At 66.6% G+C, this 12,804-nt stretch carries 12 protein-coding genes and 1 pseudogene; 9 read left to right on the top strand and 4 right to left on the bottom strand.

The features are described from left to right. Window positions 1–163, top strand: a pseudogene (locus Y705_RS23240) (radical SAM family heme chaperone HemW); the annotation flags it as partial. 120 nt (window positions 164–283) lie between these two features. Here the strand turns inward: Y705_RS23240 and Y705_RS0112375 are convergent. Next, window positions 284–703: a DUF4870 domain-containing protein gene (locus tag Y705_RS0112375; protein WP_026533082.1), complete on the bottom strand. Its 420-nt coding sequence runs from the start codon at window positions 701–703 to the stop codon at window positions 284–286. A gap of 79 nt (window positions 704–782) precedes the next feature. After that, window positions 783–1,637 carry a DUF3097 domain-containing protein gene (locus Y705_RS0112380; protein ID WP_026533083.1) on the bottom strand — a complete coding sequence of 285 codons (855 nt, stop codon included), beginning with the start codon at window positions 1,635–1,637 and terminating at the stop codon, window positions 783–785. A 187-nt stretch (window positions 1,638–1,824) separates the two neighbouring features. Here Y705_RS0112380 and hrcA point away from each other — a divergent pair, with 187 nt between their 5' ends. The 3 genes from hrcA (at window position 1,825) to Y705_RS0112395 (ending at window position 4,912) form a co-directional block, all read left to right on the top strand. Next, window positions 1,825–2,838, top strand: coding sequence for a heat-inducible transcriptional repressor HrcA (hrcA, locus tag Y705_RS0112385; protein ID WP_026533084.1), 1,014 nt, complete (start codon window positions 1,825–1,827; stop codon window positions 2,836–2,838). A gap of 176 nt (window positions 2,839–3,014) precedes the next feature. Continuing rightward, entirely contained in the window at window positions 3,015–4,145 is a 1,131-nt protein-coding gene (gene dnaJ / locus Y705_RS0112390; RefSeq protein ID WP_026533085.1) for a molecular chaperone DnaJ, read from the top strand. Window positions 4,146–4,147: 2 nt separating this feature from the next. Further along, on the top strand, window positions 4,148–4,912 hold the full coding sequence (locus tag Y705_RS0112395; protein WP_026533086.1) for a 16S rRNA (uracil(1498)-N(3))-methyltransferase: 765 nt from the start codon (window positions 4,148–4,150) through the stop codon (window positions 4,910–4,912). 68 nt (window positions 4,913–4,980) lie between these two features. Here the strand turns inward: Y705_RS0112395 and Y705_RS19685 are convergent, their stop codons facing one another. Beyond that, complete coding sequence (locus Y705_RS19685) at window positions 4,981–6,012, bottom strand: GerMN domain-containing protein (protein ID WP_049822705.1); 1,032 nt, start codon at window positions 6,010–6,012, stop codon at window positions 4,981–4,983. A 315-nt stretch (window positions 6,013–6,327) separates the two neighbouring features. Between Y705_RS19685 and Y705_RS19690 the strand changes: the two genes are divergently transcribed. Genes Y705_RS19690 through Y705_RS0112425 form a run of 5 tightly spaced genes read left to right on the top strand, consistent with a single transcriptional unit; the run spans window position 6,328 to window position 11,676 of the window. Continuing rightward, window positions 6,328–7,383 carry a PhoH family protein gene (locus Y705_RS19690; RefSeq protein ID WP_049822706.1) on the top strand — a complete coding sequence of 352 codons (1,056 nt, stop codon included), beginning with the start codon at window positions 6,328–6,330 and terminating at the stop codon, window positions 7,381–7,383. Beyond that, window positions 7,380–7,853 carry an rRNA maturation RNase YbeY gene (gene ybeY, locus Y705_RS0112410; protein ID WP_026533087.1) on the top strand — a complete coding sequence of 158 codons (474 nt, stop codon included), beginning with the start codon at window positions 7,380–7,382 and terminating at the stop codon, window positions 7,851–7,853. Before Y705_RS19690 ends, ybeY begins: the two co-directional genes overlap by 4 nt. Before the next feature lie 20 nt (window positions 7,854–7,873). Beyond that, on the top strand, window positions 7,874–9,163 hold the full coding sequence (locus Y705_RS19695; protein ID WP_049822709.1) for a hemolysin family protein: 1,290 nt from the start codon (window positions 7,874–7,876) through the stop codon (window positions 9,161–9,163). Further along, entirely contained in the window at window positions 9,150–10,079 is a 930-nt protein-coding gene (gene era, locus Y705_RS0112420) for a GTPase Era (RefSeq protein WP_026533088.1), read from the top strand. The genes Y705_RS19695 and era overlap by 14 nt, the downstream gene beginning before the upstream one ends. A gap of 37 nt (window positions 10,080–10,116) precedes the next feature. Beyond that, window positions 10,117–11,676, top strand: coding sequence for an LCP family protein (locus Y705_RS0112425; RefSeq protein WP_026533089.1), 1,560 nt, complete (start codon window positions 10,117–10,119; stop codon window positions 11,674–11,676). A gap of 22 nt (window positions 11,677–11,698) precedes the next feature. Here the strand turns inward: Y705_RS0112425 and Y705_RS19700 are convergent. Further along, a partial coding sequence (locus tag Y705_RS19700) for a M13 family metallopeptidase (RefSeq protein ID WP_275450814.1) occupies window positions 11,699–12,804 on the bottom strand: 1,106 nt, incomplete at its 5' end.

Consider the following 12,804-nt stretch of genomic DNA (forward strand, 5'->3'; position numbering starts at 1 on the left):
GCTGCCCACCGCCGCGCTGGATCCCGAAGGCAGGCGGGCAGTGGCCGGCCTTATCGCCGACCGCCTGGTCGAACCGGTCGATGCGTTTCAGGGCCTGGTCCGTCTGACGGACGACGGACGCCTCCTTGCCGACGCCGTCGTCCGCCGGCTGCTGCCGGACTGAACCCGGCGGTCGCCGAACCGAAAGGACGCCTGCCGCGAAAATCGGCGGAAGCCCGGAACCGGTGTGCCTGTGCACTGCCTGTGCACGGGGTCCCGCCGATGGCGGCGTTTCGCGGATGCCCTAGGAAAAAAGGCGCAGGTTCAAGGCGTAGCGGTACGGCCTGCCCCGGTTGACCTGGATTCCCGCCGTGACGGAGCAGATGGCGATGACCACCCAGATCAGGGCATTGAGAACTGCGAAGACTCCTCCGACGGCCGGCAGGAGGGACAGGAGCCAGGTGACAAGGGCGAGCATCGTGGGCGGGAAGGTGAAGTTCAACGCCTCTTTGGACTCCTGCGCCGTGAACGGGCCACGGTCCTTGAAGATCAGGTAGATCAGCAGCGATGGCACGAACCCGAGAATGCCGCCGAAGTGGGCGAGGGTGGCGAACTGCCGGTCCTCGGAAGCCGTGAGCGGAAGCGCGTTCGCCGGAGAGCCCTCGAACGCGGACCGGCCCTCGTCAGGGCCGGGGTGCTGATGCCTGTCGGCGGTGTTGGACAACGTTCTTCCTTTGCTGCGCTGCGGGACTTCCCGTTTCAACCGTTTCCCCAAGGATACTTTGGATCCCGACGGCAGTCTGTCAGCCACTGGTCCGGGGTGCCGTCAGGAAATCGATGACTTCCTCCACCCGGCCCAGGAGTGACGGCTCCACGTCGGCGTACGTGGTGACGCTGCCGAGGATTCTCTTCCACCCCCTGGCGACGTCGGCGGGGTCGGCGTGCGGCCAGCCGAGCCCGGCGAGGATGCCCGTCTTCCAGTCCTGGTTGCGTGGCACCACGGGCCACGCGGCGAGGCCGAGAGTAGCGGGTTTCACTGCCTGCCACACATCCACATAGGGATGACCCACGATGAGCACGGAGCCGGCGGCGCCCCGCTGTGCCATCGCCTGCTCGGCGATCCGGGACTCCTTGGTGCCCGGAAGGAGATGATCCACGAGGATACCGAGGCGCCGGCCGGGCCCGGGCGAGAAAGCACGGATCGCACCCTCGAGGTCGTCGATGCCGTGGAGGGGTTCGACGACGATCCCCTCGTGCCGGAGGTCGTCTCCCCAGACCTTCTCCACCAGTTCGGCGTCGTGCTTGCCCTCCACCCAGATGCGGCTCGCCTTGGCCGTCCTTGCGCGGGCGCCTTCGACCCGGACCGATCCCGAGGCAGTGCGTGAAGGTCCGGCCGGTGCTGTCTTGACAGGGGCCGTGACGCGGACGGGATGACCGTCGAGGAGGAAGCCATGCCCCAGCCGGAAGGTCCGATGCCGCAGCTTCCGGTCCTCGAGGACCATCACGTGGAGCCCCCCGGACTTCTCCACACGCACCACCGCGCCGACGAAACCCGTCTGCACGTCCTCGAGCACCAGACCGGCTACGGCAGCCACCTCGGGCAATTCGGTGCGAGCGGGCGCGGAGATGTCCTGTGCCCCCCAGGCGTAGTCGGCCACTGCTGTATCCCGCTTCCATTTCCCGGTGCTGTTCGTCCGGCGCTGTTTTCCGCTTCGCGGTCAGCCGGGCTTTCCAATGCTAACAATTCGGCCGAACGTACTAGACTTGGCACTTGGGTGTGTTGAGTGCCAATCGTTTCCGGTGCCGGCGGGTATGCCGGATCAGTGTCCTGGAGGTGATGTAAGGATGAGTGAACCACGGCGTCTTGAGGTGTTGCGGGCCATCGTCGAGGACTATGTCCATTCGCGCGAGCCGGTCGGCTCCAAGGCCCTCGTCGACCGCCATGGCCTGGGAGTCTCCTCCGCCACCATCCGCAACGACATGGCCGTCCTCGAGGAGGAGGGGCTGATCACCGCGCCCCATACGAGCTCGGGCAGGATCCCCACTGACAAGGGCTATCGGCTCTTCGTCGACCGCATCTCGGAGGTGAAGCCGCTCTCGGCACCCGAGAAGCGCGCCATCCAGACCCTGCTCGAGGGAGCGGAGGACGTGGACGACGTCGTCGACCGCACCGTGCGCATTCTCGCCCAGCTGACCAACCAGGTGGCAGTGGTGCAGTTCCCCCGGCTCGGCGGGGCCGCGGTGCGGCATATCGAGTTCGTGCTGCTCGCGCCGCAGCAGGTCCTGGTGGTCCTGATAACCACCAACGGGACCGTCCAGCAGCGGGTGGTTCCCGTTCCCGGGACGCTCCAGGAAGCGGAGCTGGCGGACCTGAAGCAGCGTATCCTCGGTGCGGTGTCCGGAGTCCGGCTGACGGCACTTCCCGGCGAGCTCGGACACGCGGCGCAGGTACTGCCGCAGCACCTGCGCACCGCCGGCGGTGCGCTGCTGAAATCGCTCGAGCACCTGGCGGGACTGGGGCAGGAGGACCGCATCGTGCTGGCCGGAACAGCGAACCTGGCGCGGTCGACCGTCGATTTCCCCCTCAGCATCGGACCGGTCCTCGAAGCGCTCGAGGAGCAGGTGGTCATGCTGCGCCTCCTGTCGGAGATGGAGCAGGACTACCGGGGGGTCTCGGTGCGGATCGGTAGTGAAAACCCTTACGGTGGTCTCTCGGAAGCCTCGGTCATCGCGACGGGGTACGGGCCCGACGCCGGGGCGAAGCTGGGCATCCTCGGTCCGACGCGGATGGATTACCCCACCACCATGGCGGCTGTACGCGCCGTGGCACGGTATCTCTCGCGGATCCTCGAGGAGTAATCCGGAGGAACGATGTCCTTCCCGGCGACCGGAGCCGGGAAGGAACGCGGCCCGTCGCCGGTTGAACAAGGGGACGGCGTTGAACAAGCAAACGGCCGGGACAAGAGCCAGGACCCTGCGGGACACGCCGCGGGTTGCAGGATGAAGAATTCGTCAACAGGAAGTGATGTGCAGGAGTGAGTAATCACTATGAAGTTCTCAATGTGCCGCAGGGCGCGAGCGGCGAGGAGATCAAGAAGGCCTACCGCAAGCTGGCCCGCAGGCTCCACCCGGACGTGAACTCAGGACCTGATGCCGCCGAGGAATTCAAGCGCGTCACGCACGCCTACGAGGTGCTGGCAGACCCGCAGAAGCGCAGGGTCTATGACACCACCGGCAATGAGAACGGAACCGACACCGGGTTCGGTGGAGGCTACTCCGGTTCCGGATTCGCCTTCCAGGACATCTTCGAGACGTTCTTCGGCGGTCAGAGCGGCCAGGGCGGGCCACCCTCACGGATGCGGCGCGGCCAGGATGCCCTGATCAACGTCCGCATCGATCTGAAGGACGCCGTCTTCGGCACCAACAAGAAGATCGACGTCGACACCGCTGCCGTGTGCCCGACGTGTGACGGGAGTTGCTGCCAGCCCGGCACCTCCCCGCGCACCTGCGACATCTGTAGAGGCTCAGGGCAGGTCCAGCGTGCCGTCCGGTCCATCCTCGGGCAGGTGATGACGACTGCGCCCTGCGGCTCCTGCCAGGGGTACGGGACGGTCATCCCCAACCCCTGCCACGAGTGCAGCGGCGACGGACGCATCCGTGCGCGCCGCACCCTGACCATCAAGGTTCCCGCGGGCGTCGCTACCGGGACGCGTATCCAGCTGTCCGGCCAGGGTGAGGCGGGAACCGCCGGCGGACCGCAGGGCGACCTGTACGTGGAGATCCGGGTCAATACCGACTCGACGTTCCTGCGCGAGGGCGACGACCTCCATGTCACGCTGAGCGTTCCCATGACCGCGGCCTCCCTCGGCACGGCCGTCCAGCTCGATACGTTCGACGGCGACCAGGAGCTCGCCATCAAGGCCGGGACGCAGTCCGGTGAGATCCTGACGCTCCGCGGCCTCGGTGTCACCCATCTGCGGGGCAGCGGTCGCGGGGACCTGCGGGTCCACCTCAACGTCGAGACACCGAGGAACCTCGATCCCGAGCAGGAGGAGCTGCTGCGCAAGCTTGCAGGCCTGCGCGGCGAGGAGTATACCGACGGCCAGCTCGCGTCCAGCGGCTCAGGCGTCTTTGCCCGGTTACGCGAGCGCCTGGGCAACCTCTGACCGTGACGAATCCGCTGTTCTTGGGGGACCCTGCCGCTGTCCGCTCGGCCACCGCCGGCGGCGTCTTCGAGTTGCGGGGCGAGGAAGCGCGGCATGCCGCGACGGTCCGCCGCATGGAACCGGGTGAGGCGGTCGATATCGCGGACGGGGCAGGATTCCGGCTCAGCGGCACGGTACTCGACGCGGCGCCGGCACTCCTGGCGGTGGCCGTGGGCTCCGCAGTGCAGGAGGACCCGCCCCGACACCGCCTGGTGCTCGTCCAGGCCCTGGCGAAGGGTGACCGCGACGAACAGGCGATCGAGGCAGCGACCGAACTGGGGGTCGACGGCGTCGTGCCCTGGCAGTCCGAGCGGTGCATCGTGCGATGGCGCGGCGAGAAAGCCGACAAGGGCCGCCAGAAGTGGGGCACAGTGGTTCGGGGAGCTGCGAAGCAGTCACGGCGTGCGTTCGTCCCCTCGGTGTACCCGCTGATGAACAGCACCCAGCTCACTACATGGATTCCGTCCGTGGACCGGGTGTTCGTGCTCTCCGAGGATGCCGTCGATTCATTGGCGGACCGCATCGCAGCATCCGGCGCTGGGGCGCCGGCTTCAGGGGGTACCACCGCCGTCGTGGTTGGCCCGGAGGGTGGGATCAGCGGGAGCGAGATCGAGGGATTCGTCGGTGCCGGCGCGCTGACGGCGAGGCTGGGACCGCACGTTCTGCGGTCCTCCTCGGCGGGACCGGCTGCCCTGGTCCTGCTGAATCAGCTGCTCGGACGCTGGTAGGCTCCCCGCGGCGGGCAGCATCGGGAAGCGTGCCTGCGGGGGTCCGGCTGCCCGCTCACGGATTCCGGCTACTTGATCTCGATGGTCTTGGTGTCGGCGAATCGCTCGTGCTGCTTGCCGGCGTCGTCCGACTCGAGCCGGAAGACGCTGATCTCGTAGCGCCCGGGCGGCAGGGCGACGGTGAAACTGTAGGTGCCCGTGATGCCCGCAGGGCTGTCCAGGCCGGTAGTGCCTTCCTTGACGGGGTTGCCGCCGGTCGTTCCTCCGTCAGCCGCCTCCCCATCAGGCGCTTCATCGGGAGCGCTGCTGATCCGCCACGACAGCGTTGACGAATCGGAGCGCCCGCTCCCGGAAACGACCACTGTCGACGGATCCCGGACTTCCCCGTCCTGGGGATTGATGACCCAGACCGGCGCGACAAGCGAATTGTCCCTCTGGAGCTCGCCGTCGAGCGCGATCTCCCCGAACGCCCTGTACCCGGCTTGCCCGTCCACCAGCACCAGCACCGAGCTGACCTCGCCGCCCGGGATCAGCCCGGCGTTCGCAGCGGCCGCGGTCGCCGTGAAAACCAGCTGCTGGACGGCATTGCCCGCCATTCCGGGAGCGAGTTGGTTCTCGAACGCATCGGAGGATATGTCCACGGTGATGACGTTCCGGGTGGAGATCGAGGAACTGACGCGGGAGGCAGGTGACCAGGGGGTGAAGAAGTCGTCATCGAGCGGTTCTTCGACGGTCATATGACGCACTGCGTCGGCAATCGGGTCACCGGAACGGTCCGGACCGGCCGCGGGCGCGAACTCCCGGTACAGCAGGACTCGTCCTTCCGGATCGCCGGCACCCCCGAGCCAGTACACCGGAAGGATGGTGCTGGGTGCCGAGCTCTGCGTGCCCGGTTCCAGCCGCGGCGCAGCCTGCGACCCGAGGTCGGCTGCGACGGCGGCGGAGCTCGACGGCGCCGAAAGCGTCTCAGGCTCGACGCCGTAGAATCCCGTGCAGCCCGGTAGGAAAAGGAGACTGCTGACCAGCAGCACCCCTCCAGTGGAGAAGAGGAGACCGCGAAGGCCGAGCCGGCTTTCGCGCAGTGGATTCGAGTGACGCATCTACCTCCTCCTTCCTGAAAAATCCCGGTGTGCCAGGGTGCAGCCGAAGCACATTCGCCGGATCCGGATAAAAGCTTGGCATAGCCGCCGGTGCCGATGACCGAAAAGGCGCAGTGCCGCCGGTACTGAGACGGTATCGATACAGAGCTGATGCGAAGTTGGAACCTTCGATCACTTACAGCGATCGCCGGTAGATCCGGATCCGGCCTCCTTTCGCTTCTAGGGAAGGTCAGAGGCCGGCCGGTTGCCGTGCCGTACGATTAACGAAGGAAACTTCAGCAGATAAGGGGCGATCAAAGGCCGAACGGCCGTGCTATGAGCGAATTCTCACCGGGCACCACACCGAGCACCACAGGAATCAATGCAGCAGGACTCGACACCAGGGTTCTGGAATTCGAATCCGGCGAACAGATGGTTCAGGCGCTGGGCACGAACGACGAAGCGCTCCAGCTCATCGAAACCTCCTTCCCAGGCGTGGAGCTCCAGGCCCGCGGGAACGAACTCACCATCACGGGCCCAGCCGCGGACGTGCTGAGGACGGAGCGGCTCGTCGAGGAGATCCGGAGCATGGCGGACAAGAACGCCCCCATGAGTCCGCAGGTTCTCGATCAGCTGATCTCCATGCTGAAGACCCAGAGCGCCGGCCGCCCCTCGACCGCCCTTTCGGTGAATATCCTGACGTCGCGAGGGCGCACCATCCGGCCGAAGACCCTCAATCAAAGCACCTACGTCGATGCGATCGACAGCAACACGATCGTCTTCGGCATCGGGCCCGCCGGAACCGGCAAGACCTATCTCGCCATGGCGAAGGCCGTCCAGGCGCTGCAGCAGAAGGAAGTCAACCGCATCATCCTTACCCGTCCGGCCGTCGAGGCGGGGGAGCGGCTAGGCTTCCTGCCCGGGACGCTCAGCGACAAGATCGATCCCTACCTGCGCCCCCTGTACGACGCGCTGCACGACATGATGGACCCCGACTCCATTCCCCGCCTCATGGCTGCGGGGACCATTGAAGTGGCACCCCTCGCCTACATGCGCGGCCGGACCCTCAATGACGCGTTCATCATCCTCGACGAGGCGCAGAACACCACGCCGGAGCAGATGAAGATGTTCCTGACGCGCCTGGGGTTCGGCGCGAAGATGGTGGTCACGGGCGACGTCACCCAGGTCGACCTGCCCGGCGGAACGAGTTCGGGGCTGCGCGTGGTCAGCGAAATCCTTCGGGGAGTTCCGGATGTCCATTTCGCGGAGCTCGACGCCACCGACGTCGTCCGTCACCGCCTCGTCGGGGACATCGTGAGCGCCTACAGCAGATGGGACGAAACCCAGGCCGCCGGGCATGCCCGCACCGGGTCGAGGTCGGGCTCCGCATGAGTGTCGAGGTCAACAACGAGTCCGGCTTCGCTGCTGAGGAGACGCAGCTCGTGCGCCTCGCCAACTTCATCTTCGAGGCGATGTTCGTCCACCCCGAAGCGGAGCTCAGCATCATCCTCGTCGACGCCGCGGCGATGGAGAAGCTCCACGTGGAATGGATGGACGAACCGGGACCCACCGACGTCCTTTCCTTCCCCATGGACGAACTGAGGCCCGGCACCACCGGCCGGATGACGCCCGCGGGCATGCTGGGCGACGTGGTGCTGTGCCCCGAGGTGGCCACGAGCCAGGCCGCTGCGGCCGGGCACAGTACCGGAGAGGAACTGCTGCTCCTGACCACCCACGGGATTCTCCACCTCCTCGGGTTCGACCATGCCGAGCCTGAGGAGGAAAAAGAGATGTTCGGGTTGCAGCGCCAGCTGCTCACCGAGTTCCTCGGCGGGCAGGCACCTCAGGAGACGACCGCTTGATCATCTGGCTCCTTGCCCTCATGGGCCTGGCCTTCATCCTCATCGCGGCCCTCGTCACCGCGGCGGAGGCCTCGTTCAGCTACCTTCCGCGGCAGGACGGCGAAGCCCTGCTGCAGTCCGCGAAGGGATCGTCGCTCCGCCGGATCCTCGAATCGCCGGTTGCGCACATGCACGCGCTCCGCTTCTGGCGGGTGTGGTTCGAGATGGCGGGGGCTGTCGCCGTCGCCATCCTGTTCCACGATGTGCTCGACAACGTGTGGCTCGCCGGGCTCCTCGCGACCGCCGTGATGGCAGGTATCGGCTTTGTCCTCGTCGGCGTCTCACCCCGCCAGCTGGGCCGTGCCCACGCGTCCGCCGTCGTCCAGTTCACCGCCGGTTTCGTCTCACTGCTGTGCAGGCTCCTCGGCCCGGTCCCGCAGTGGCTCGTCCGCATCGGCAGTTCGGTGACCCCCGGGGCATCGCTCGATGAAGCCGCGTTCTTCACGCAGGAGGAGTTCCGGGAACTGCTGTCCCGCGCGAGTGACGCGGAGATGATCGAGGACAACGAAGCCGAACTGATCCACTCCGTCTTCGAACTCGGCGACACCAAGGTGCGTGCCGTGATGGTCCCGCGGACCGACATGGTCACCATCGACTCCGGTTCGACCCTGCACCAGGCGCTGTCGCTGTTCCTCCGTTCCGGCTACTCGCGCATCCCGGTCATCGGAGAGAGCTCCGACGACATCCTGGGCATCCTGTACCTCAAGGACGTGGTCGCGGAGCTGCATGGGCGGCCGCCGCAGAGCCAGAGCCGGTCGGTGGACCCGGTATGCCGCGAGGTCCGCTACGTTCCGGAGTCCAAGCCGGTGGGGGACTTCCTCCAGGAGCTCCAGCGTGAATCGACGCATGTGGCGATCGTCATCGACGAGTACGGCGGAACCGCCGGCCTGGTGACACTGGAGGACCTCATCGAGGAGATCGTCGGCGAGATCGTCGACGAGTACGATTCCGAGGTCCCGGAGCAGGAACAGCTCGACGACGGTACCTATCGGGTGAGCGCCCGCATGGCGATCGACGATCTGGGCGAGCTGTTCGGCCTCGACCTCGAGGACGAGGAAGTCGATACCGTGGGTGGCCTGTTGGCGAAAACCCTCGGGAGGGTGCCGATTGTCGGCAGTGAGGTGACAATTGATGGTATCGGCCTGCGTGCCGAGCGGCTCGAGGGCCGCCGGAACCGGGTGTCACACGTCATCGTCTTCCTGCGGGAGCAGGATTCCCTGAACCAGCACATCAACGAGAAGGAAATGGCGGCAGAACATGAGCGGCGATAATCACAGGGCCGGATTCGTGTCCCTGGTGGGCAGGCCGAATGCCGGCAAATCCACCCTCACCAATGCCCTGGTGGGGCAGAAGGTTGCCATCACCTCGGCCAAGCCCCAAACCACGCGCCACACGATCCGCGGGATCGTCAACCGGGAGGACTCCCAGGTCGTCCTCGTGGATACGCCGGGGCTCCACCGCCCGCGCACGCTCCTGGGCCAACGGCTCAACGACCTGGTTGCCGACACGCTCTCCGAGGTCGACGCCGTGGGCTTCTGCCTGCCGGCGAATGAGAAGATCGGCCCGGGCGACCGGTTCATCGCCGAGCAGCTGGGGCGGCTGAGACGCAAGCCGCTCGTCGCCGTCGTGACCAAGACCGACCTCGTGGATCGGCAGGCCCTGACCGAACAGCTCCTCGCCGTCGCCAAACTGGGAAACGATGTCCTGGGGACGGAAGGGTGGACGGACATCGTGCCGGTGTCGGCAGCGGACGGTTTCCAGGTGGAGACCGTGGGAGAGGTGTTCAGCAGGCAGATGCCGCTTTCGCCCGTGCTGTACCCGGGCGGTGAGCTGACCGATGAACCCGAAGCGGTCATGGTGGCGGAGCTGGTACGCGAAGCCGCCCTCGAAGGCGTCCGTGACGAGCTTCCGCACTCCCTGGCGGTGGTGGTCGAGGAGATGGTGCCGAGGGAAGGCCGGCCGGAGGACAGCCCGATGCTGACGGTCTATGTGAACCTCTATGTGGAGCGGTCCTCGCAGAAGGCGATCATCATCGGCAAGGGTGGTGCACGGCTCCGCGAGGTGGGAACCAATGCCCGCCGCGGGATCGAAGCTCTGCTTGGTACCCGCGTTTACCTCGACCTTCATGTGAAGATTGCCAAGGACTGGCAGCGCGACCCGAAGCAGCTCGTCCGTCTGGGGTTCTGACGCTGGCGCACCCCTACCCACCGAGAAGAGGCCGATCATGAGCAACCGACGTCAGTTCCGGCCCGCCGGAGTTTCCGCCTCGGTCGCTTCCCCATCCGGGGAGCAGGATTCCGAGGGCATTCCCGGTGGCCGCCATCTGGGAAGGGCGCGCGCCGCGCGTGGCCTGATGGTGGTCGCGTTCACGCTCTCCGCCGTGCTGGTTGCCCTCGTCGGATTCGTTGCCATCCAGCTGTTCCGTCTCCAGGCGAACGTCGACACGCAGCCCCTCAACCTGGGTTCCGGCCAGGAATCGGCGCTGCCGGTGGACCTGAGTACCGACCCGGTGCAGATCCTGATCCTCGGCACTGACACCCGTACCGGCAACGGTGGGGAATCCGACGGGGGAGAGGACCTCCCCCCGGGAGGAGGGAACTCCGACGTCATGATGTTGATGAACCTTTCGGCGGACCGCGAGGACGTGACGGTCCTCAGTTTCCCGAGGGACCTTCTGGTTCCCCTTCCCAGCTGCAAACCTCCCGGCGGTGGGAAGTCCTCGCCCGCCGTGGACCTCGGCCAGCTCAACGGTGCCCTCGCCTCCGGCGGGCCGGGTTGCACTGTTGCAGCGATCAACAACCTCACAGGCTTGAGCATCGATCACTTCATGATGGCCGACTTCGACGCCGTGAAGGAGCTCTCGGAGACCCTCGGCGGTGTGGAGGTCTGTGTCAGCGAACCTATTGAGGACGAGTACTCGGGGCTGAGCCTGCCCGCCGGAACCAGCGAGGTGGAGGGCGAGCAGGCCCTGGCCTTCCTGAGGACACGCCATAGCTTCGGAGACGGCGGCGATGCCGGAAGAATCAAGGCACAGCAGGCGTTCCTGGCCTCGATGGCACGGAAGGTCCAGGCTGAGGAAACCCTGACCAACCTGCCCCGGCTCTACTCGATCGCCGAGACCATCACCCGCAACCTGACCGTCGACGACGGGCTGTCCCAGGTGACGGCCCTTCTGAAGCTTGCCGACCGCGTCAAGGACGTGGACCTCGGGAACATGGCCTTCGTGACGGTGCCCACCGAGCCATGGGAACTGGATCCCAACCGGTTGGTCCTGGACGAGGAAGCGGCCGAACCGTTGTTCGCCGCGATGCGCGAGGACCGCAGCCTCACGGAACCGTCACGGGCGCCGTCGCCGTCCCAATCCGGTGGTTCCGCTTCCGACGAGGCCGAGGTGCCGGCTCCGGCTCCGGAACCCCCCGCCATCGACGCTGCCGCCGTTCCGGTCACCGTGGTGAACGGGTCCGGATCCGTTGCACGCGGAACCCGGGTGCAGGCGTTGCTTGTGGCGGAGGGCTACGAATCGGCCCAGACCCTCGAGACTGTTGGAGCGCCGGTCACCCAGGTGTACTTCGGCGCCGGCTTCGACACCGCAGCAGCGGAGATCGCAGCCCTTTTCGGGGTCGACGGCACCCAGCTGATCCCCAGTCCCTCAGCCGTCGGAGTCGAAGTGCTGGTGGGAACCGACTTCCTGACGGGCGCCACGGTCACGCCCGATCCGCTGGGCGGTCAGCTGCAGGGGCAGACCGCCGAGGAAGAGGTCTGCCAGCAGGCATCGGGGTTCTAGCGCAGCCGGGTGTGCCGCGAGGTCACCAGATCCGGACGCGCTGGTCCGGCTCGAGCCAAAGACCGTCGCCCGGGGTGGTTCCAAATGCCTCGTGGAACTCGTCGAGGTTCCGAACCACCTGGTTGCACCGGAACTCGTTGGGCGAATGCGGGTCGACCGTGATGCGGCGAGCCGCCTCCTCGGAGCGGATCTTCTGGCGCCAGCAGCTAGCCCATGAGGAGAAGAACCGCTGCGCGCCCGTCAGTCCGTCGAGGACCGGCGCTTCGGCGCCGTCGAGATGGATGAGATACGCGAGGTAGCTGATGCTCAGCCCACCGAGATCCCCGATATTCTCCCCCAGGGTCAGCTCGCCGTTCACCTTCTCGGTGGGTGCCTCGACGGGCGCCAGGGCCGCGTACTGGTCGACGAGCTTCGAGGTGAGGGCGTCGAAGGCCGACCGGTCCTCGTCCGACCACCAGTTGGCCAGCGCGCCGCGGCCGTCGAACTGCGACCCCTTGTCGTCGAATCCGTGCCCGATCTCGTGCCCGATGACGGCGCCGATGGCGCCGTAGTTCACTGCCGGATCAGCGCCGGCGTCGAAGAAGGGCGGCTGGAGGATGGCTGCAGGGAAGACGATCTCATTCATGGTGGGCATGTAGTACGCATTGACGGTCTGGGGCGTCATCAGCCAGGACCCGCGGTCGATCGGTCCGCCGAGCTTGCCCAGCTGGCGCCGGTGTTCGAACTCGTTGGCGCGGCAGACATTGCCGAACAACTCGCCCGCCCGAATGTCCAATCGTGCGTAGTCGATCCACTCCTCCGGGTAACCGATCTTGGTGGTGAACTGGGAGAGCTTCAGCAACGCCTTGTCCCGGGTCTCGTCACTCATCCAGGCCAGGGCCGAGATGCTCCTCGAGTAGGCCTCGATGAGGTTGGCCACCAACTCGAGCATCTGCTGCTTGTGGCTTTCCGGGAAGTGCCGCGCCACGTATTCCCGGGCGACCGCTTCCCCGAGCGCCCCTTCCACCACTGCGACGCCGCGCTTCCAGCGTTCCTTGAGCCGGGGGGTGCCGGCGAGGTGCGTTCCGTAGAAGGCGAAAACAGCGTCGACGAACGGCTCGTCGAGGTAGTCGGCCGCCGAGAGGAGGA

This window comes from Arthrobacter sp. H41 (assembly GCF_000520535.1).
GTDB lineage: Bacteria > Actinomycetota > Actinomycetes > Actinomycetales > Micrococcaceae > Arthrobacter_D.

Excerpts from the sequence above, each read along its gene's own strand:
- hrcA (WP_026533084.1), top strand. The coding sequence starts at position 1,825 with ATGAGTGAACCACGGCGTCTTGAGGTGTTGCGGGCCATCGTCGAGGAC.
- Y705_RS19685 (WP_049822705.1), bottom strand. The coding sequence starts at position 6,012 with ATGCGTCACTCGAATCCACTGCGCGAAAGCCGGCTCGGCCTTCGCGGT.
- Y705_RS19690 (WP_049822706.1), top strand. The coding sequence starts at position 6,328 with ATGAGCGAATTCTCACCGGGCACCACACCGAGCACCACAGGAATCAAT.
- ybeY (WP_026533087.1), top strand. The coding sequence starts at position 7,380 with ATGAGTGTCGAGGTCAACAACGAGTCCGGCTTCGCTGCTGAGGAGACG.
- Y705_RS19695 (WP_049822709.1), top strand. The coding sequence starts at position 7,874 with ATGGGCCTGGCCTTCATCCTCATCGCGGCCCTCGTCACCGCGGCGGAG.
- era (WP_026533088.1), top strand. The coding sequence starts at position 9,150 with ATGAGCGGCGATAATCACAGGGCCGGATTCGTGTCCCTGGTGGGCAGG.
- Y705_RS0112425 (WP_026533089.1), top strand. The coding sequence starts at position 10,117 with ATGAGCAACCGACGTCAGTTCCGGCCCGCCGGAGTTTCCGCCTCGGTC.